The sequence below is a fragment of the Corynebacterium tuberculostearicum genome (genome assembly GCF_016894265.1).
In the GTDB taxonomy this organism is placed as follows: Bacteria; Actinomycetota; Actinomycetes; order Mycobacteriales; family Mycobacteriaceae; genus Corynebacterium; species Corynebacterium tuberculostearicum_D.
In genome coordinates this window covers 1,410,832-1,430,103 of the sequence record NZ_CP069791.1, presented here as the reverse complement: position 1 = coordinate 1,430,103, position 19,272 = coordinate 1,410,832, and the positions used below count along the sequence as shown (strand labels likewise).

Annotated in this window: 18 protein-coding genes; 8 read left to right on the top strand and 10 right to left on the bottom strand. The window is 58.9% G+C overall.

Annotated features, from left to right (window positions below; genetic code table 11):
• Positions 1–100 precede the first annotated feature (100 nt).
• Positions 101–430: a transglycosylase family protein gene (locus I6J28_RS06880; protein WP_049377454.1), complete on the top strand. Its 330-nt coding sequence runs from the start codon at positions 101–103 to the stop codon at positions 428–430.
• A 121-nt stretch (positions 431–551) separates the two neighbouring features.
• Here the strand turns inward: I6J28_RS06880 and I6J28_RS06875 are convergent, their stop codons facing one another.
• Both I6J28_RS06875 and I6J28_RS06870 read right to left on the bottom strand, forming a co-directional pair.
• Positions 552–914 (bottom strand): DoxX family protein, encoded by a 363-nt coding sequence (locus tag I6J28_RS06875; RefSeq protein ID WP_204608594.1) that lies wholly within the window; start codon positions 912–914, stop codon positions 552–554.
• A gap of 40 nt (positions 915–954) precedes the next feature.
• Positions 955–2,724: a proline--tRNA ligase gene (locus I6J28_RS06870; RefSeq protein ID WP_204608592.1), complete on the bottom strand. Its 1,770-nt coding sequence runs from the start codon at positions 2,722–2,724 to the stop codon at positions 955–957.
• Positions 2,725–2,755: 31 nt separating this feature from the next.
• Between I6J28_RS06870 and yaaA the strand changes: the two genes are divergently transcribed.
• The gene (yaaA, locus tag I6J28_RS06865) at positions 2,756–3,478 is read left to right on the top strand and encodes a peroxide stress protein YaaA (protein WP_204608589.1); all 723 of its coding nucleotides are present in this window, start codon (positions 2,756–2,758) and stop codon (positions 3,476–3,478) included.
• Between the two features lie 30 nt (positions 3,479–3,508).
• Here the strand turns inward: yaaA and I6J28_RS06860 are convergent, their stop codons facing one another.
• The 5 genes from I6J28_RS06860 to I6J28_RS06840 form a co-directional block, all read right to left on the bottom strand.
• Positions 3,509–4,822, bottom strand: a complete 1,314-nt coding sequence (locus I6J28_RS06860; RefSeq protein ID WP_204608586.1) for a DUF4921 family protein — start codon at positions 4,820–4,822, stop codon at positions 3,509–3,511.
• A 27-nt stretch (positions 4,823–4,849) separates the two neighbouring features.
• Complete coding sequence (locus tag I6J28_RS06855) at positions 4,850–5,602, bottom strand: ABC transporter permease (RefSeq protein ID WP_204608583.1); 753 nt, start codon at positions 5,600–5,602, stop codon at positions 4,850–4,852.
• A gap of 31 nt (positions 5,603–5,633) precedes the next feature.
• Positions 5,634–6,533: an ABC transporter ATP-binding protein gene (locus I6J28_RS06850; RefSeq protein WP_204608580.1), complete on the bottom strand. Its 900-nt coding sequence runs from the start codon at positions 6,531–6,533 to the stop codon at positions 5,634–5,636.
• A 65-nt stretch (positions 6,534–6,598) separates the two neighbouring features.
• Positions 6,599–7,342, bottom strand: coding sequence for a response regulator (locus I6J28_RS06845; protein WP_204608577.1), 744 nt, complete (start codon positions 7,340–7,342; stop codon positions 6,599–6,601).
• Positions 7,335–8,150, bottom strand: a complete 816-nt coding sequence (locus tag I6J28_RS06840; protein ID WP_239454573.1) for a sensor histidine kinase — start codon at positions 8,148–8,150, stop codon at positions 7,335–7,337. Before I6J28_RS06840 ends, I6J28_RS06845 begins: the two co-directional genes overlap by 8 nt.
• A 436-nt stretch (positions 8,151–8,586) precedes the next feature.
• Between I6J28_RS06840 and I6J28_RS06835 the strand changes: the two genes are divergently transcribed.
• Together I6J28_RS06835 and I6J28_RS06830 are read left to right on the top strand one after the other, a co-directional pair.
• Positions 8,587–9,408 (top strand): PhzF family phenazine biosynthesis protein, encoded by an 822-nt coding sequence (locus tag I6J28_RS06835; RefSeq protein ID WP_204608571.1) that lies wholly within the window; start codon positions 8,587–8,589, stop codon positions 9,406–9,408.
• On the top strand, positions 9,409–10,764 hold the full coding sequence (locus I6J28_RS06830) for a protein adenylyltransferase SelO (RefSeq protein WP_204608568.1): 1,356 nt from the start codon (positions 9,409–9,411) through the stop codon (positions 10,762–10,764).
• An 85-nt stretch (positions 10,765–10,849) separates the two neighbouring features.
• Here the strand turns inward: I6J28_RS06830 and mqo are convergent, their stop codons facing one another.
• On the bottom strand, positions 10,850–12,346 hold the full coding sequence (gene mqo, locus I6J28_RS06825) for a malate dehydrogenase (quinone) (protein WP_005325195.1): 1,497 nt from the start codon (positions 12,344–12,346) through the stop codon (positions 10,850–10,852).
• A gap of 264 nt (positions 12,347–12,610) precedes the next feature.
• Here mqo and I6J28_RS06820 point away from each other — a divergent pair, with 264 nt between their 5' ends.
• From I6J28_RS06820 to I6J28_RS06805, 4 genes are all read left to right on the top strand, one after another.
• The gene (locus I6J28_RS06820) at positions 12,611–13,639 is read left to right on the top strand and encodes an alpha/beta hydrolase (RefSeq protein ID WP_204608565.1); all 1,029 of its coding nucleotides are present in this window, start codon (positions 12,611–12,613) and stop codon (positions 13,637–13,639) included.
• A 27-nt stretch (positions 13,640–13,666) separates the two neighbouring features.
• Positions 13,667–15,064, top strand: a complete 1,398-nt coding sequence (mtr, locus tag I6J28_RS06815; RefSeq protein ID WP_204608562.1) for a mycothione reductase — start codon at positions 13,667–13,669, stop codon at positions 15,062–15,064.
• A gap of 322 nt (positions 15,065–15,386) precedes the next feature.
• Positions 15,387–15,773, top strand: coding sequence for a hypothetical protein (locus I6J28_RS06810; RefSeq protein ID WP_204608559.1), 387 nt, complete (start codon positions 15,387–15,389; stop codon positions 15,771–15,773).
• Positions 15,774–15,821: 48 nt separating this feature from the next.
• Positions 15,822–16,220, top strand: coding sequence for a hypothetical protein (locus I6J28_RS06805; protein WP_204608556.1), 399 nt, complete (start codon positions 15,822–15,824; stop codon positions 16,218–16,220).
• A 206-nt stretch (positions 16,221–16,426) separates the two neighbouring features.
• On the opposite strand, the gene map is transcribed toward I6J28_RS06805, so the two are convergent.
• Positions 16,427–17,296 carry a type I methionyl aminopeptidase gene (gene map / locus I6J28_RS06800; protein ID WP_204608553.1) on the bottom strand — a complete coding sequence of 290 codons (870 nt, stop codon included), beginning with the start codon at positions 17,294–17,296 and terminating at the stop codon, positions 16,427–16,429.
• Positions 17,297–17,362: 66 nt separating this feature from the next.
• Entirely contained in the window at positions 17,363–19,216 is a 1,854-nt protein-coding gene (locus I6J28_RS06795) for a penicillin-binding transpeptidase domain-containing protein (RefSeq protein ID WP_204611421.1), read from the bottom strand.
• Positions 19,217–19,272: the final 56 nt, after the last annotated feature.

Below are 19,272 nucleotides of genomic sequence, written 5' to 3'. Positions count from 1 at the left end.
GCATTGCTTCGGCTCCTCTAGCGTGCGTAGGTTGGTTCACCATGAGCTTGCAGGAGATTCCGCAAGCTAAACAGACACAAAGAGAAGGAGTTTCCTCTCAATGCGTTCTAAGAAGACCATGTTGACCGTATCCGCCGCAGCACTCGGCCTTGCTGGCTTGGCCGCGCCTGCTGCTACCGCCGCACCGGCTAGCGCCTGGGATCAGGTAGCTGCTTGCGAGTCCGGCGGTGACTGGCACATCAATACCGGAAACGGTTACCAGGGCGGCCTGCAGTTCAACCCGCAGACCTGGGCTGCCAATGGCGGCACTCAGTACGCCCCGACCGCTGACCAGGCAACCCGCGAGCAGCAGATTGCCGTGGCCGAAAGCGTCCTAGCCACCCAGGGTGCTGGCGCTTGGCCTAACTGCGGCGGCCCCGTCGCCGGCTAGTTTATAGCCTCGGCATTTAACACGAAACCGGCCTCCTCCCCATCCCGCGAAACCCCGCGGAGTAAGGGAGGAGGCCGGTTTTGTGCTTGACCTAACTGGCTAGCATGCAGCCGAGACGGCTTTATGCCTCATGCTTGGCGATATTCCAGGCATACATCATCAACAACACCTGCAGCGGCTGGCGGATGATGTGGTAGAGCTTCTTTGCCCACCCTGCCTTGCGCTCAATCCAGGCGTGGTACATATTGGCCGGCCACACCGCAGCAAAGAGCGCGAGTGCGGAAGCACCGCCGAAGCCGCGGGTGGCGCGGCGGCGAAGCAAAGCACCGGTGGCAATCTCCCACAGGCCCGAAGCAAAGTTATAAAAGCGCGCAGGGCCTGGCAGCTGCGGCGGAACAATGGATTCGAAAGTCTTCGGCTTCACAAAGTGCAATACGCCCATTGCTGAAAGCACCGTGGAAAGCCCATTCTTTTGAAAGTTCATACCTTCCACGGTACCCCGCCGCAGGCCCGTGCGAGGACAATTAGCCGCGCACGAGCTCGAGGATCTTGTCCACGATGTCCTCGGCCGGAACCTCGAGGGTCTCTCCCCCGCGGATGCGCAGTTCAATCTTGCCGTCCTTGAAGGCACGGCCCAAGATGGCCACGAATGGCATGCCAAGGAGCTCTGCATCCTTGAATTTCACACCTGGGGAAACCTTCGGGCGGTCATCGAAGAGCACCTCGAGTCCCTTGTCAGATAGCTCTTCTACCAGCTTGTCGCCGGCCTCCATGGCGGCGGCGTCCTTGTTAGCCACGGCTACGTGTACCTGGTACGGCGCAACAGCTACTGGCCAATTGAGGCCCTTGTCGTCATGGCGCTGCTCGGCCAGGACGGCCAGCATGCGGGTGATACCAATGCCATAGGATCCCATGGTAGGAACGGCGCGCTTGCCGTTTTCGTCCAAAATCTGGACATCGAAGGCCTCGGTGTATTTGCGGCCCAGTTGGAAGATATGGCCGAGCTCAATGCCGCGCTCCAAGGTCAAGGTGCCCTGGTTATTGGGAGCCAGGTCGCCTTCTTTAACCTCTGCGGCCTCAATGAATTCATCCACGGTGAAATCGCGTCCGGCTACGCAGCCAACCACGTGGCGCTCGCTCGCATCGGCGCCGGTAATCCACGCCGTACCCTTGACCACGCGTGGATCGGCCAAGACCTTGATGCCATTGGCGTTCAAGGCGCGCGGGCCCACATAGCCCTTGACCAAGAAGTCATTGTCTGCAAAGTCCTTGTCCCCGGCCAACTCAAACTCCACCGGCTCGAGTGCGGCCTCGAGGCGCTTTTCATCCAGCTCGCGATCGCCAGGGATGAGAACCGCCGCCAACTCGGACTCGCGCTCTTCGCTCTCCGCGGCCGGGTGGAAGAGCTTGACCATCATGCACTTGAGGGTATCTGCAGCGGTGGCCTCGCGGTCGTCGACAGTAATGCCTGCGCCCTGGGCCCATTCGACCAGCTTCTCAATGGTCTCTGCTCCCGGGGTGTCATGCTCCTGTGCCTCTGGCTGGCCCTCGATATCCTTCTCCGCCGGTGCTGGGGTCACCACGGCCTCGACGTTGGCTGCGTAGTCACCCTCGGTGGAGCGCACAAAGGTATCCTCGCCCACCTCAGAGACGGCGAGGAATTCCTCGGAGGCGGAGCCTCCCATGGCACCAGAGGTGGCCTTACAGATGGCGTAATCGATCTCTAGGCGGTTGAAGATATTCTGATACGCCTTGCGGTGGCGGCCGTAGGACTCGTCCAAGCCCTCATCGGTCATGTCGAAGGAGTAGGAATCCTTCATCGTGAATTCGCGGCCACGCAGCACACCAGCGCGAGGGCGCTCCTCATCGCGGTACTTGGTCTGAATCTGATACAGCGTGACCGGGAAATCCTTATAAGAGGAATACATATCCTTGACCGCGCTAGCAAACATTTCCTCGTGGGTAGGTCCAAGCAGCATATCTGCGTTCTTGCGGTCCTTCAGGCGGAAGAGGTTATCGCCGTATTCCACCCAGCGGTTGGTCTTTTCATAAGGCTCGCGCGGCAGCAGGGCCGGAAAGAGCATTTCCTGGCCGCCAATGGCGTCCATTTCCTGACGGACTACATCTTCAATCTTGCGCAGGGTGCGCAGCCCTAACGGCAGCCAGGTATAAACGCCCGGCGCGACGCGGCGTACATAACCGGCGCGTACGAGCAGCTTGTGGCTAGGGACCTCGGCATCGGCGGGGTCCTCACGGAGGGTACGGAGAAATAGTTCAGAAAGGCGGGTAATCATGCACAAAAATATACCCCGCTACCCTGTATATATGCTCATTATCCTCCCTCCTTCAGAAACTAAAGCTCATGGCGGTACGGGACAGCCCCTTGACTTCAGCCAGCTGTCCTTTCCGCAATTGCATGCCACCCGACAAGAAATTGCCGCTGAACTGCAGTCTCTTCCGGTAGACGAGGCCATGGAGGTACTCAAGCTTTCCGAAAAGCTACGCGGTGAGGCCGAATCCAACCAGGGGCTTTTCACCACCCCCACCATGCCGGCCGTGTTGCGCTATACCGGCGTGCTTTTTGATGCCTTGGATGCCCCTTCCCTGCCCACATGGGAGCGCCTTGCTATTGGCGACGCCCTCTTTGGCGTCCTCCGCGCCAGCGACCCCATTCCGCATTACCGGCTTTCGGCAGGCTCGAAGCTTGGCGGCCGCACCATGAAGTCGCGCTGGGGCAAGCAGATTACGCAGGCGCTCGAGGGGGTAGACGAGCTTATTGTGGATCTGCGCTCGGGCACCTACCAGCAGCTCGGCCGCGTAAAGGATGCGGTAACGGTACGGGTGGAAAGCGTGCAGGACGATGGATCGCGCAAGGTGGTCAGCCACTTCAATAAGCACTACAAGGGCCTTTTAGCCCGCGAGTTAGCGCTCTCGCCTGCTGACGCCTATTGCGCCGCCGACGTTGCCGCCATTGCGCGCGCCGCGGGTATGACAGTTGAGGAGCCGGGGCCTGGGTCGAGTGAGCTCACGCTCATCGTCAAGCGCTAAGCCCACCGCAAACTACTCAGCACAGCTTACCTAGCGCAGCTGTGGGTTATACAGCAGACTATTGCGCTGTACCGAACATTCGGTAGCCACGCGGACCGAGCGGGCAACATGCCCGGACTCGCGCAGGGGATAAAGCTGGCTTACTACCCTATCGCGCAAATCCCAGGGCGAGATGGTGTTGAGGTAAATTTTGGTGCCGCCTTCGAATCCGGCAAGGGTGGAAATGCGGAGCTTGATGAGGATGCGCCATGGCTGAGCGACGTCGACATCGGCAGGCTTGTGGTGCCACTCCTCATTGCAGGGCACCTCGCGGCCTACTGCGGCGTGGGCGGCGTGAACAAGGTCGCTCATGGCACGGATTTCCTCTTCTGACTGCCGCCACGGCTCACAGGTCGCGGACTTGGAGTAGACCTCCAAGGTGGGATAGCGGTGCCCAAAGCCGGCGAAGAGAACGCCATGGTCATTTTCCGCAACGATGAGGTTGCGGCTAGCGGCATAGTCCACCGCCCACTCGTTGTACATGTTCATATTGCTGCGCAGCATCTGTACCTCCCGGTGGGAGGCCATGCCGCGGTCATCGATGGCAACGAGTTGCTTGTGCAAGTGCTCGAAGGAAGCGCCGGCTGGCTGCAGCCAATTTTGGAAAGCCACCACATAGGGTGCGTAGCGGTTGCGCTCGTAGAGGTCCCGCATGGCATCGATAGTCAGCTGCATAAAAAGCAGGTGCTCTTCGGCGCTTAGGGTGCCGGAAGATACCACGTGCGAATCATCCTGTGCACCGCGCTCAAAATGGCGGCCGGCCACGATGACATCGTGGCCTCCTGCGAAGAAGCCCGCCGCCTGTTCTATAAGTTCCTCTTCGCTTGCCTCAGGCAGGTGCGCTGCCTTTCGCTTCGTGCGCACGATATTGAGCACATGTTCCCGGCCGGCAGGATCGGCAAGGTAGTTGTCCATGCGCTGTCGGGTCTCAGCATCCATGTCGAAGCCGTAGTTGGCGTGCCAGTAGTCATAAGAGACGATTTCAAACAGATTGGGGATGCGGCGAAAGGCCGGCACGGTGTGGCCGTATTCGCTCAAAGGCAATCCGCGCACAATCCCGCCGGAAGGCAGGATGCGGGCCTTTTCCGGCGGGGTATCAGTTATGCGACCTGAGCAAAAGGCGCAGCGGTGGGTGAAGTCTTCTTCGTGCAAGGGCTGTGGGTTAGCCACCGGTGTGGACAGGGGGCGGTTACCGCGGCCCGGCACGGTCCACACCTCGGTCCCGGAGAACGGGTTGACCTGCTTGACCGTGCCATCCCGCATGGTCTGGATGGGTTCTATGCGGGCAAAAAGTGCATCACTCATGCCCTCCAGCGTAGTTATTTCTGGGCACTATTTGGCGACAGAACGGCGGCGGGATACCATGCACGCCCCACCGACGCAGACTGCAAGCATTACGCCCAGAATCAAAGCCGATACGCCACGGGAATGGTCCAAGGGACCCGAATCGCTACCCAGGACCAAGGTCTGCATATTGGCGAAGGGCAGGCAGCTCAATAACGCTTCTGCCCAGGAGGTATCAAATGCCATAAGCGCAGTTTCTAGCACAAAGAATTCCACCACGAGGATCATTGCGGCAAATGTTCCGCTACGCAAGAGAAAAGCCAGCCCCATAGCCAGCAGGCTAAAGCCGGTCCATTCCAGGTAAGCAAACACCACTCGGTTGCAGTCCGGCCACTCATAAAAGCTTGTGAAGTCAATATCGCCGCCGAATGCCGCAATCAGCAAAGTTCCTACAGCTATACCCAGTGTGGCCGCGAGCAAGAGTGATACCAGGATGACTACGAATTGGCTGAGCACTATGCCAACGCGACGGTTGGATGAAAGATAAGACCATGCAACGGTTCCTTTTCCTAAGTCACCGCCGACCATCATCGCAGAGGCAAAGATCATCACCACCATGGCGAGGTCACTAGCTGCTAAGACATCACTAGATTGGAATTTGCCATCCACGCTGCCGTTAAATTCATAGCCCCAGGCCATGAGCACGCCGCCGGCGGCCATACCGAGTGCCACGATGGCGAGGTAGACCCAGGTAGAGCGCAGGGAAAAGAGTTTGCGAGATTCTGACACCACAGTATTCATAGAAATCTGTCCTTAAGGTTGGGTTGTGCGTTTAGACGGAGCGGTAGGCCACGTGGTCGGCTGTCGCGCCGAGGTAGGCCTCTTCCAGGGAGGGCTGCTTGCGTTCCAAGCTGGAGATGAGAATGCGGTTATCCAGACAGATGCGGCCGATGTCGGAGCCTTCGAGACCGCGCACGCGCAGGACCTCACCGTCAAAGGAGGTCTCCGCATCGGTGCCGTGCAACAGCCGCAGGAGTTCATCGGGCTGGTCCACAATCACTTCGAGGCTTGCGCCTCCCGTGCCGTTGACGAACTCCTCCACGGTGCCCTCTCCCAGCAGCTTGCCCTTGCCGATGACCACGAGGCGATCTGCGGTGAGCTGCATTTCCGAAAGCAGGTGGGAGGAAACCAGCACGGAGCAGCCGGCCTCGGCGAATTCGCGGATACGGGCACGCATCCAGTGCACGCCTTCGGGGTCGAGGCCGTTGACGGGTTCGTCAAGCAGCAAGTGCTTCGGCTCGCCGATGAGCGCACAAGCAAGGCCCAGGCGCTGCTTCATGCCCAGCGAATAGCCGCCCACGCGCTTGGCGGCTACCTGGGTAAGGCCGACGCGGTCCAGGGTGTCATCCACGTGGTTCATGGACACGCCCTGCAACGCGGCCATGTAGCCCAGGTGAGCTCGGGCGCTGCGGCCCGGGTGGAACCAGTTGGCATCCAACAAGGTGCCCACCATGGTAGCGGGATTGGACAGCCCGCGGAAGGGCGTGCCATCAAAAGTCGCGGTGCCGGAAGTCGGATTCTCCAACCCCACGCACATGCGCATAGTGGTGGATTTGCCAGAACCATTCGGTCCGAGGAAGCCGGTGACTTGACCATCTGGGACCTCAAAGGAGAGGTCATCTACTGCTTTAAAGGAACGGAAATTCTTGGAAAGGTGTGAAACTTTGAGCATGTTTCCATCGTGCCGCCTGACCAGCACGAAGTAACCATCCTTGGGAGTGATTTAGCAGGTCATACCTAGGGATGAGACAGCAGCTCCTCCACCGAAACCACGCCATGAGTAAGGGCGTAGAGCACAGCATGCACGCGGTCGCGCGAGCCGGTTTTCGTCAAGATATGGCGTACGTGGGTCTTGACCGTGGCCATAGAGACGAACTCGCACTCCGCGATTTCGGTATTCGAATACCCCAGTGCGATCAGCTTGAGGACGTCCAGCTCGCGTGGCGTGAGATCTTCGGCCGGAGGGGCGGTAGCTGCTGCCGCAACGGGGGTGGCATATGAATCGGGCTGTGTTGCAGACTGCTCGCTGCGCAGTTGCTGCAGCACCTGTGCGGTAATGCGCGGTGAAAGGACGGCCTCGCCGGAATGTACGGTACGAATAGCGGCGAGGAGTTCCTCCGGTTCGACGTCTTTGAGCAGGAATCCGGAGGCCCCAGCGGAAATTGCTCCGTGGACAAAATTCTGGTCATCGAAGGTGGTTAGCATAATGACCTGGGTGTCCGGGAATTCCGGCAGCAGCCTTTCTGTGGCGGCGATGCCATTGACGCGGGCCATCTGGACATCCATGAGCACAATATCGGCAGGTTGCGCGCGGGCGAGGTCGAGGACTTCATCGCCATCGGATGCCTGCCATGCAACGTCCAAATCCTCTTGGGAGCCAAGGAGCATGGCGAACCCGGCGCGCACGAGGGGCTGATCATCGACTAGACCGATTCGGATGGGGCCAGCGGGCGCACCTGTTGGCTGCTCAGGGTTAGTCATTGGGTACCTCCACGGTAATAAAGAAGTGTCCATCCTCGGTGCGGGTAGCAACGCTGCCGCCATAGGCTTTGACGCGCTCGCTCATTCCGACGAGGCCGTAGCCAGGATTATGACTATTCGGCGTACGAACGGCCGGGTTATCGGCGTTAAGTACTAAGCCATTTCCGGTAGAGCGAAAGCGCAGTATTCCCCTTTTATCACGCGAATGCTTGATCATATTGGTCAAAAGTTCTTGCACCACGCGGTAGACGGTGAACTGGTAGAGCTCGTCGCTTTCGGTCGGCAGGTCCTCCAGCCCGTGCACAGTGATATCGAAACCAGTCCGGCGCGCTTCCGAAATAAGTCCTGCAATATCGCTTGCACCAGGCGCCTTGGTATCGGCGCGGGAATCGCCATCACGCAATACGGAGAGCAAACCGCGCATCTGTTTGAGGGAATCGCGGGAGGTAGAGGCGATGGTTTCCAAGGCTTCTGTGGCCGCTGCGGAATTTTTGGCAGCGGCGAACCGGGCGCCGTCGGCAAGGGCAATAACGCCCGCTAAATTATGCGCCACAATGTCATGCATCTCGCGAGCAATGCGGTTGCGCTCTACCGCGCCAGCCATCTCCGCACGTTCAACCAGCAGCTGCTGGTCCTCACGCTTTTTACGGTCATTGGTGCCAATCAGGAAGAAAAAGCCCATGACCGGCCACGCGATGATGACGACGGAGGCGAAGGCAGGAAGCGGGCCAACAGTGGTGTCTTCGAGGCCAAAATCGATGCCGCTGATAATCCTCCGGCCGTATAGGTCCGCTGCGGTGGCCGCCAAGGAGCCTAAGGCAATCCACCCTATCCAGATTCGCTGTAGTCGTTTGGGCGAATGTGCGCCTATCAGAAATACGCAGTAAGCCAAAGGGAAAAAGTGAGCGTTGCCCATTGCAGCAAGCGGGGTAAAGATGCACACCGTTAGTGTGATAGCAGTGACCCCGATGGCATATTCCCTGAGCTTGGGGTGTAGCCAGAGTGCTAGTGGAATAACGACTGTATAAAGTACGAGAACCAGCTCCTGGAAAAGCGAAGTTCTATCAATAACACCTTCTGCCGCCGGCACCGAAGCCCCCCCGAAAAGCAGCGGAATGATAATTCTCCACGGCGGGCCTACCCAGGCACGAACCGCATCCGGCCATAGCTTCTTCATGGCTTTCTAGGCTAGCGCAGGCTCTAGGCCATAGTCCTCATCCCTGGGGCTGACTAGACTGGCGGGCATGCAGCACGAGTTCTTTGAGGTTGATGTTTTTGCCACGGGTGCCTTTAACGGCAATGCCTTGGCGGTGATTGCTGGTGCTGATGGGCTGAGTAACCAGCAAATGCAGGCAATCGCGAACTGGACTAACTTTTCTGAGACCACTTTCCTGCTAGAGCCCAGCGACGCCCGCGCCGACTACCGCGTGCGCATTTTCACCCCCTATGAAGAGTTTGATTTTGCTGGCCATCCAACCTTGGGCAGCGCTGCCGCGTGGCGGGCGCTGGGCAACAAGCCGCGGACGGAGGGACGTATCGTCCAGGCGTGCGGCGCGGGATTGGTGACCGTCCGCGAAGAGGGCGAAGTCTTGTCCTTTGCTACCCCGCCGCTGCGCCGCGAAGAACCGCTAAGCCCAGCGGATCTGAAGGAGGCCTGCGGTGGGCTGGGGCTAGATAGCGCGGATATTGTCGACCATGGCTGGGTGGACAATGGCCCGGGCTGGCGCCTGCTCCAATTACGCGATGCCGAGGCGGTGCGTGCGGTTAAGCCCCAGGGCGAGCGCCCCAAGGTCGGCGTTGTGGGCCTTAACCCCAACGCCGCAGAGGGCGAGCCGGCCTATGAGGTTCGGGCCTTTACCACCCAATTCGAAGACCCAGTCACCGGTTCTTTCAATGGCGGCGCCGCGCAGTTTATGCGCTCGCGTAACTTGGTGCCGCCGCGCTATACAGCAACACAAGGCAGCCAGATTGGCCGGGCAGGCGAAGTATTCATCAACGATGACGGCACGGATATCTGGGTGGGCGGTCGCGCCCAGATTCGCGTGCGCGGAACACTGGAGGTTTAGATGCAGCTACACCACGATTTTGCCCAGAAGCTTCCCCACTTGGTTCGCCCCACCGAGGGTGAGGAGCAACCGAACCCACAGATGGTCATCCTGAACGAGGAACTAGCCAGGCAGTTGGGCTTTGACCCGGACTGGCTGCGCTCCTCCGAGGGCATAGATTTCCTTACCGGCCGCGCGGGCGGCCACGCCATGGCCTATTCCGGCTTCCAATTCGGTGCGTTTAACCCGCAGATGGGAGACGGCCGGGCCATGCTCTTGGGCGAGGTGGATAAGGACGGGCGGCTATGGGATCTCCATGCCAAGGGAACTGGACTTACTCCCTTTTCCCGCCTCGGGTCCGATGGCCGCGGAACGCTGTCTTCCATGCTGCGCGAGTACCTAGTCTCTGAGGCTATGCATGCCTTGGGCGTTCCCACCACCCGGGCGCTGGCGGTTATTTCCACCGGACGGCCCATTCAGCGCGGGCACGTGCAACCGGCCGGCATTGTGGTACGCGTGGCCGCTAGCCACATCCGCGTCGGCACCTTTCACCTAGCCGCGCAGACGGATTACACCCGCCAATTGGCCGACTATGCCATTGCGCGCCACTACCCTGGCGCGGACTACCAGGAATTTTTCACCCAGGTGATGGATGCGCAGATCCGCACCGTGTCCCAGTGGATGCGCTTGGGCTTTATTCACGGCGTGATGAATACGGATAACACCACCATCTCTGGCGAGACCATTGACTATGGCCCCTGTGCCTTTATGGAGGCCTATTCGCCCGCGACGGTCTTCTCCAGCATCGATAGGCAGGGCCGTTATACCTTTGGCAATCAGCCCTCCATTCTGGGGTGGAACCTGGCCCGCTTAGCGGAATCCCTCCTGCCGCTTTTTGATATGGACATGAATAAGGCCATGAGCCTTGCACAAGAATCCATCAACGGCTTTAGCGACCGCTTTGAGCACCAGCGCAGGGCAGATGTGGCGAAGGCTTTGGACACCTCCCTGGAGGTCGCTTCTTCCTATGCAGCAGCCATGCAGCTCAACGGTCCAGATATCACGCTGGCTCACCGCGCTCTTGCCGACGCCGCCGCAGGTCACCCCACCCACGCCCGCGAGCTCTTTGCCGAGGGAGACTTCTTGGATGACTACCTTGCCTCCTCGCCCGATCCTTCCCGCGTCGATAACGCCATGCCGCGGGTTATCCCGCGCAACCTCGCCGTAGAATCCGCACTGGATGCTGCCGAACGCGGGGAGATGGGCCCGTATCAGGAGCTCCTGCACGCGGTCACCCACCCGTGGGAGCCCAACCCACCGTTCGAATCGCCGGATCCTAATGGTCTCGAGGGCTACCTCACCTACTGCGGTACTTAATCCCTCCCCGCCTTGCTCAAAGCGCACGAAGCCCCTGCACCACAACAGCGGCGGTGCAGGGGCTAACGAGGCCGAAAGCTAGCTCTTAGCGGTCCAGCTTCAGGGTCTTCTGGGTGTACTCCCACATCTCGTCGTACAGCTTCTCATCGTTGCGCAGCTTGATGCCATAAGACGGAACCATCTCGCGAATCTTGTCTGCCCAATCAATCATGTGCTCGCCGAAGCAACGCTCCAGCAGCTCCAGCATGACGGCCGGGGCAATGGATGCACCCGGGGAAGCGCCGAGCAGGCCGGCGATATTGCCCTCCTGGTTATTCACCAAGGTGGTGCCGAACTCGAGGGAACCGAACTGCGGGGCACCAGCAGGCTTAATCACCTGGACGCGCTGGCCAGCGATAACGGTTTCCCAGTCGCTTTCCTTTGCTTCCGGTACGTACTCGCGCAGGGCTTCCACGCGGTCCGAGAAGCTCTTGCGCACCTCATCCACCAGGTATTTGGTCAGGCCGAACTCCTGCACGGCAACGCCGAGGTAAGAGGTGATGTTGTCTGGGCGGATGGACTTGAACAGGTCCAGGTAGGTGCCCTTCTTCAGGAACTTCGGGCTCCAACCACCGTAAGGACCGAAGAGCAGACCCTTCTCGCCGTCGATCACGCGGGTATCCAGGTGCGGCACCGACATTGGTGGGGCGCCCACGGCAGCCTTGCCGTAGACCTTTGCCTGGTGCTGCTCGATAAGCTCCGGGTTCTTGGAGCGCAGCCACAGACCAGATACCGGGAAGCCTGCGTAACCGGCAACTTCCTTCACCTTTGCCTTACGCAGCAGGTCCAGGGCGTAACCGCCGGCACCTACGAAGACGAACTTGGCCTTAACTACGGTGATGTCGCCGGTGTGCTTGTTCTTGGAGTACACCTTCCACGCGGAGCCATCACGCTTGATATCGATGACCTCATGGCCATAGCGGATCTCGGTGCCGGAGGCCTTGGCTGCGGTCAGGAACTGCTTGGTCAGCGCGCCAAAGTTGACGTCGGTACCAGCGTCGGTCCAAGAAATGGCCACCTTATTGGAGAAGTCACGGCCCTTCGCCATCAGCGGCAGCTTCTCAGCAAAGTCGGAATCGTCTGCGGAGAACTGCATGCCCGGGAACATGTGCTTCTCGCTCAGCACATCATAGCGGCGCTTGAGGTAATCCACCTGGATTTCGCCCTGTGCGAAGGACACGTGCGGAACCGGATTAATGAATTCGCTCGGGTCGGTGAGAATACCGTTGTTGAGCTGGTGGGACCAGAACTGGCGAGACTTTTGGAACTTCTCGTTGATGCCCAGAGCCTTGGAGATATCAATGCGGCCGTTCTTCTCCGGGGTGTAGTTCAGCTCGCACAGTGCGGAGTGGCCGGTACCGGCGTTATTCCACGGGGAGGAGGACTCCAATGCGGGGCCATCAAGGCGCTCAAAGACCATTTGGGTCCAGCTGGGCTCCAACTCGCGGAGCATAGCACCCAGGGTGGCGCTCATGATGCCAGCACCGATAAGTGCTACATCGACCTCGTCTACAACCTGTGCTGTCTTCTTAGCGGAGGACACTGTGTTATTACCTCTTCGAATTGAAAATAGATATCCATCGGCGCGGTCTACGCCTTGATTTTTAGCGCTTAGCGCCCCGCGCCACCATCGCTGCACTATGACAACCTGGCAGTGCGTCACGCATTAAGGCCTTACTCTACGCTTTTCTCATTCAATTTGGGATTTCTCCCCCAGACCAGTGGCAAAAATGTGGGAATTTCTGCCCCCACCATTTACACCCCAGTAGCAGCACCATAAATTCTTCGTTGCACCTAGAATCGAGGCATGGTTACACACTCCCCGGTATGGGGCCCAGACAAACTTGGCCCCGACTATGAAGCTGCCACCATTGACTTGGGTACAGACCCCGATGGCGAAGGCGACGTGGTCACCACGCTGGTGCACTACGCGCCGGAGCACGCGGGTGGTACTGCACGTGAGTCAGCGGCCCCGTCACGCCCAGCGCTGGTGTGGCTACACGGCATGACCGATTATTTCTTCCACACCCACGTAGCCGAGCACTTTGCCGCCGAGGGTTATGACTTTTATGCCATCGATCTGCGCAAGTGCGGCCGCTCGCGCCGCTCGGGCCAATCGTGGCACTATGCTTCGGACCTGGCGCTGTATTTTACAGACCTCACCGCCGCACTTGATGCGATCCCCAATGATGAAGTCATCTTCATCGCCCACTCCACCGGTGGCCTGATCGCCCCGCTGTGGATGGATCATCTACGTCGAACCGACCGAGAGCGCCACCAGCGCCTGGCGGGCCTCATCCTGAACAGTCCGTGGCTCGACATGATGGGCGTGCCCGGCCAGGTCCTCACACCACTCAAGCCGCTGCTCTACACATTGGGCCGTATAGCCCCAATGACTCCGCTACCCGGCGGTAATCTCACTGCTTACGGCGAGTCCGTGCACAAGGATTTCTACGGCGACTGGGATTTTGACCTTCGCTTTAAGCCGCTGGCCGGCCATAAGAAATATGTCGGTTGGATAGCCGCGGTATTCCACGGCTTTGATGCTATTCACAGCGGCCGCGTTGATGCCGGCGTGCCGATCTTGACCTTGCAGTCCACTCGCACTCAATTGGGCCAGCCCTACTCCGACAGCGTGAACCACGCAGATGTCATCATCGACGTTGCGCAAACGCGGCGCTGGGCAAAGGAACTTAGTGCCCACTACACCTTGCATCCCATCAAGGGCGCTAGGCACGATGTGTTCCTATCGCTTCCGGACCCGCTCCAAGAAGCTTTTGACGCCTGTGACAAGTGGCTGCCCACCGTCCTCGATACTCCACAATCCACTCAGTAATTTAGTCCCTATATATAAGGAATAAACGTGACTACTTCACACCAGTCCCACACGCCCGCTGCCGAGGAACATTTCGACCTCATCATCATCGGCACCGGCTCCGGAAACTCCATCCCTAGCCCGGATTTTGATGACCAGAAAATCGCCATCATTGAAAAGGGCACCTTCGGCGGCACCTGCCTCAACGTAGGCTGCATTCCCACCAAGATGTATGTCTATGCCGCCGACATCGCCTTGGCTGCACGCGAAGCCGGCCGGCTAGGCCTAGATGCTCAGGTCAACAGCGTGGACTGGAACTCCATTGTGGACCGCGTCTTTAACAACCGCATCGACCAGATTGCCCAAGGCGGCGAGCAGTACCGCCGCGGTGAGGAAACCCCTAATATCACCGTCTACGACGAACACGCTCGCTTTGTTGGCCCCAAGACCATACAAACTGGCAACCATGTCATCAGTGGCGATCAGATCGTCATTGCCGCCGGTTCCCGGCCGGTCATTCCGGAGGTCTATGCAGATTCCGGCATCAAGTACTACACCAATGAAGACATTATGCGCATGGACCACCAGCCGGAGAGCTTAATCGTGGTGGGCGGCGGCTATATCGCGATGGAGTTTGCCCACGTCTTCGACGGCCTCGGCACCAAGGTGACCGTGGTCAACCGGTCCGAGACCTTGCTGCGCCACCTCGATGATGACATTTCCAGGCGCTTCAACCAAATTGCTCGCGATCGCTTCGACGTGCACATAGCCAATGGCACCAAGCTCGAGGAAACTGACACGGGCGTGCGGTTGGAGCTCGACAATGGTGAGTCCGTGGAAGCAGAAGCGATTCTAGTTGCTACCGGGCGCACCCCAAACGGCGATCAAATGGATCTGGACAAGGCAGGCATTGAGCTGCTTGCCGACGCCCGCGTGAGCACCGATGAGTTCGGCCGCACCGCCGCCGAGGGTGTTTGGGCACTTGGCGATGTCTCCTCGCCGTACATGCTCAAGCACGTAGCCAATGCGGAGACCCGCGCCGTGCAGCACAACCTGCTCCACCCAGAAGATCTCCGCCCACTGCCCCACGACAATGTCCCCGCCGCCATCTTTACCCACCCACAAATCGCCACAGTGGGCCTAACTGAGAAGCAAGCACGACAGAAGGGCTTCGACGTCACCGTCAAGGTCCAGAACTTTGGCGACGTTGCCTACGGCTGGGCTATGGAAGATAGCACCGGTATCTGCAAGCTAGTTGCCGATCGCGCGACAGGGCAGCTTCTCGGCGCGCACCTCATGGGCCCGCAGGCCTCCACCCTCATCCAGCAATTGATTACCGCGATGGCCTACAAATTGGACATGCGGGAGTTCACTCGCAACCAATATTGGATCCACCCTGCGCTGCCAGAAGTAGTGGAAAATGCCCTTTTGGGACTGGAGTGGTAAAAGTAAATTGTTACGTGATCTTTCTCACACATGCCCAGTATCTTCCCAGCCTATAAGATATCTTCCCACTTCAGACTAAGGATTCCTACTTTGCATTTTCAGGGAATTCAACTCCTTTAAGGGGCCCAAATAAATTTAATGGCCGGAATTTCGGCCCATGACGTGCAAAAGGACAACAGTTTTACTAAATTGTGTTGAGACACCGGCTAGAGCCGATACGAACACGGCTACCGCGTGTTTCTGGATGTTCCCTGTACATTCAATAACACTTTGGTTTCCCAATGTGGAAGCCTTGCAAGTACGACTTTTAAGGAATTTTGATATGCGTATCCGCAATGCAGCTATCGCTGGCGCAACCGCTCTCGCCGTTGCCTTCGGCGGCACCACCGTTGCTTCCGCTGACGAGACCGTCAACCAGAACGGCACCGAGATCGAGGTACAGCCGCAGAACCCGTCCAACACCGCAAAGGGCGGCGACGATGACAACGGCAAGTCCGGCGGCTCTCTGTCCTCCGAGCTTGGCCACAAGCTCGAGGGCGACCAGGCAGCTAACGGCGTTGGCATCTTCGGTTCTTCCAAGGACTTCTCCGACCAGCCGGCATGGGCAAAGGTCTTCTACGGTGCAACCGTTGTAGCAGGCATCGGCGCCCTGCTCGGCGGCATCATCGGCCCTGTATACAACTTCTTCGTTCACGGCCCGTCCTTCTAAGCAACAGCCACACGGCTCAATCAAAACTTCCGAAAGGTAATTTTCACAATGCGTAACTTCCGCACCGCAGCCGTTGCTGCTGCTACCGCTGTCACCGTAGCCTTCGGCGGCACCGCCGTTGCTTCTGCAGAGTCCTCTTCCACCAACGAGAACACCACCTCCTCCTCTTCCTCCAGCTCCTTCACCCAGCTGGGCAAGAAGAAGGGTGCATGGTCCGAAGGTCAGGACGGCAAGCCTGTCGTTAAGCCTGAAAACCAGGTTACCGGCGAGGACATGTGGGGCACCGAAATCTCCGAAAACATCCCGGAGTGGGCTTCCGATTGGAAGAAGGGTGCTACCGCACTGGGCATCACCTCCGTCATCGGCGCAATCATCGGCGCTTACAACTACGCTGTTCACAACGGCATCATCCCGCAGCACATCCTGGACCCAATCTTCCGCCGCTAATTATTAGCTGCAGATTGGCTCTAGATGGCTAGGGCTTGCACGGGGCCTCGTTCTTCGAACGAGGCCCTTTTGCTATGCGCAGCTGGTTGCTAAGTGTGAACCCGTTGCGCACGGCGTCTGGCGTCTACCGTCGGGCGTCGGCAAGCATGCAAAAGGCCGCCTCCACTCGCCTACTGGGCCATGGAGGCGGCCTTAGTTTATAGTTTCTAGTCCTCGTCTGGGATGGTAAGGATTTCGTTGCCGTCCTCGGTGATGACAAGGGTGTGCTCAAACTGGGCGGTGAACTTGCCGTCAGTGTTTTGAACGGTCCAGTCATCGTCCCAGATCTCATAATCCAAGGAGCCGAGGTTAATCATCGGCTCAACGGTAAGCGTCATACCCGGTTCGAGGATATCGCGGTAGACGGTCGAGTCATGGTGCAGGACAACCAGGCCGTTATGGAAAGTCGGGCCAACACCGTGGCCGGTGAAATCGCGCACGACGTTGTAGCCGAAGCGCTTGGCATAAGACTCAATAACGCGGCCAATGACGTTAATCTCACGGCCGGGCTTTGCGGCCTTGATACCGCGCATGGTGGCCTCCTTGGTGCGCTCTACCAGCAGGCGGTGTTCCTCGGAGACGTCGCCGGCGAGGAAGGTGGCGTTATTATCACCGTGGACGCCGTTCTTATAAGCAGTGATATCGATATTAACGATGTCGCCATCCTCAATCACGGTGGTATCCGGGATGCCGTGGCAAACAATCTCATTGAGGGAAACGCAGCTGGACTTGGGGAAGCCGCGGTAGCCCAGCGTGGACGGGTAAGCGCCGTGGTCGCACATGTACTCGTGCGCCACGCGGTCCACATAATCAGTAGTTACGCCCGGCTGCACGGCCTTGCCGGCCTCCTTGAGTGCGTTGGCTGCAATCTTGCAGGCCTCACGCATCTTCTCAATGACTTCAGGAGACTGGACGTAGGGCTCGCCAATGCCCTCCTGCACTTCGTCCTTCCACACGTACTCGGGGCGCTCAATGCTCTCCGGCACGGTGAGGATGGGGGTGGGCTTGCCTGGCTTTAGCTTTCCTCGATTACTCATGGTTTCCCATGGTAGTCCTCCACGCCCATAATGCAGCAGCCGGGGTCACGAGGGCAGGCGGGGGTTCTAGCCTTCGGCTGGGGGCGCTGCCCCTTCGTGTGGGCCTGAACGGTAATCATCGACCTTCTGCAAGAAGTTGCTCGTGATATTTACCGATACATCGGAGCCGCCGCCCAAAACCACGAGGGTGGCAAAGGCGATATCGTCTTCTTCGCGGTAGCCGGTAAACCAGGCGTGCGAGCCCTCGTTAATCTCGGCCTCACCGGTCTTGCCGTAGATGGTGCCGCCAGCAGCCATGCTGCGGGCAGTACCGCTGGTGACCACTTGGCGCATCATGCTGCGGACATTGTCCAACACGGGCTTAGAAATCTGCTGCGGCTTATCGGAGGCTTTGGTCTCATGGCCTTCAATCAGCTGAGGTGTTGGCGTTTTGCCGTTGGCTACCGTGGCAGAGACCAGCGCCATGCCGAAAGGGCTAGCCAAGTCGTAGCCTTGACCATAGCCAGCTTCAGTGCGCTCCAGTGGTTCTTTGCCCTCCGGAATGGAACCGGTAATGGTAGTAAGGCCTGGAATATCGTATTCCACTCCGTAGCCAAACTTCTTTCCCATGTCTTTCAACTCACCAGGCTTGAGCTTGGTGGAAATATCCGCGAAGGTAGTGTTGCACGATTGTGCAAAGGCTTGGCTGAGCGGAACGCTGCCTAGGGCGAAGGCATTGTAGTTGGTCACCACGCGGCCAAAGATATCCATGGTGCCCGGGCACGGAACGATGGTATCGGTATTAAGCCCCTGCTTTTCTACGCCGGCCGCTGCGGTGAGAATCTTGAATACCGAGCCGGGCGGGTACTGACCTTGTAAGGCTACATCGCCGTCTTCATCGGCCTTCTCGGTTTGGGCGACGGCCAAGATATCACCATTGGAGGGGCGGATGGCTACGAGCATGGCCTGGGAATCGGCACGCTCGTTGACCGCCTCCTGCGCGGCACGCTGCACATCGTAGTCCAGACCTACCTTGATCGACGGTGCCGCATCAGGGTCGTGCTTTTCCACATCAGAGAGCGCCGCACCATTTTCATTGACCACAGAAATGGACCAGCCGGTTTGGCCATCGACCTCATCCTGGACCGCGGAGCGCACACGCGACATCAGATCGGGTGCCAGCCCACGGTCGCGGGTGACCAGAGCCGGTTCTTCATTGAGGCGCGCGCCGTCTATGCCTTCCACCCTGGGGCGCACAGCCTTGGCTTGATCCTCCGTAAACATGGTGACGGAAAAGGAGCCGTCTGCATCCTCCAATTTTTTCGCCAGATCCTTGGCATCCATCTCTGCAATGGAGTCATCCTGGCGGTGGGCGGCAGCCAGTGCGCCGCTGATCTTAGAAGCGGTGGGCCGCACATCATCCAGCGAGCTAGTATCTACCACCAGCCGGTAGTTCAGCCCCGGGCTCATCAATTCCACTCCGTTGGAAGACACCACGCTGGCGCGCTCTGCTTCCAGTGCGCGCAGTTCCAGGTGCTGATTTGCTCCCAGGTCGGGGTGGATGAGGCTTGGCTTCCACCGCACCGTCCATTCATCCTCAGTCTTGGTCAGCGTCATCTGCGTGTCATAGCTCAAGGTACGATCCTTGGGCAGATCCCAGGTGACCTTGTAGTTCGCCGTGGCGAGGTTCTCATCTTGGTCCACGCCTTCAAGCTCCATGTCGAGCCCCTCGGCCTGCAGGCCGGAGTAGGTGGCATCGAGGGCGGAGGTGGCGTCGGAGGGGGCGTCGGTAAGCGCGGCTAAGCCGTCATTATTGCGGGATTCCATCCCCTGGAGGAATTCTTCCGCGACCGGTTCCGCAGAAACCGGCTTCAGTGTACAGGCAACCACGCTGGTGGAGGCGAGCGTGATAGTTGCAACCAGCGCGACCAACTTCTTCATGTCCTTCATGTCTTGGCACTCTAGCAGCGCAAGCGCCAAAAAAGACTGCCCCACAC

Bases quoted from the DNA above. Each gene is read 5' to 3' on its own strand.
- I6J28_RS06870 (WP_204608592.1), bottom strand. From the start codon at position 2,724: ATGATTACCCGCCTTTCTGAACTATTTCTCCGTACCCTCCGTGAGGAC.
- I6J28_RS06820 (WP_204608565.1), top strand. From the start codon at position 12,611: ATGGTTACACACTCCCCGGTATGGGGCCCAGACAAACTTGGCCCCGAC.
- I6J28_RS06805 (WP_204608556.1), top strand. From the start codon at position 15,822: ATGCGTAACTTCCGCACCGCAGCCGTTGCTGCTGCTACCGCTGTCACC.
- I6J28_RS06855 (WP_204608583.1), bottom strand. From the start codon at position 5,602: ATGAATACTGTGGTGTCAGAATCTCGCAAACTCTTTTCCCTGCGCTCT.
- yaaA (WP_204608589.1), top strand. From the start codon at position 2,756: ATGCTCATTATCCTCCCTCCTTCAGAAACTAAAGCTCATGGCGGTACG.
- I6J28_RS06845 (WP_204608577.1), bottom strand. From the start codon at position 7,342: ATGACTAACCCTGAGCAGCCAACAGGTGCGCCCGCTGGCCCCATCCGA.
- I6J28_RS06835 (WP_204608571.1), top strand. From the start codon at position 8,587: ATGCAGCACGAGTTCTTTGAGGTTGATGTTTTTGCCACGGGTGCCTTT.
- I6J28_RS06860 (WP_204608586.1), bottom strand. From the start codon at position 4,822: ATGAGTGATGCACTTTTTGCCCGCATAGAACCCATCCAGACCATGCGG.
- map (WP_204608553.1), bottom strand. From the start codon at position 17,296: ATGAGTAATCGAGGAAAGCTAAAGCCAGGCAAGCCCACCCCCATCCTC.
- I6J28_RS06850 (WP_204608580.1), bottom strand. From the start codon at position 6,533: ATGCTCAAAGTTTCACACCTTTCCAAGAATTTCCGTTCCTTTAAAGCA.
- I6J28_RS06830 (WP_204608568.1), top strand. From the start codon at position 9,409: ATGCAGCTACACCACGATTTTGCCCAGAAGCTTCCCCACTTGGTTCGC.
- I6J28_RS06875 (WP_204608594.1), bottom strand. From the start codon at position 914: ATGAACTTTCAAAAGAATGGGCTTTCCACGGTGCTTTCAGCAATGGGC.
- I6J28_RS06810 (WP_204608559.1), top strand. From the start codon at position 15,387: ATGCGTATCCGCAATGCAGCTATCGCTGGCGCAACCGCTCTCGCCGTT.
- I6J28_RS06880 (WP_049377454.1), top strand. From the start codon at position 101: ATGCGTTCTAAGAAGACCATGTTGACCGTATCCGCCGCAGCACTCGGC.
- I6J28_RS06795 (WP_204611421.1), bottom strand. From the start codon at position 19,216: ATGAAGAAGTTGGTCGCGCTGGTTGCAACTATCACGCTCGCCTCCACC.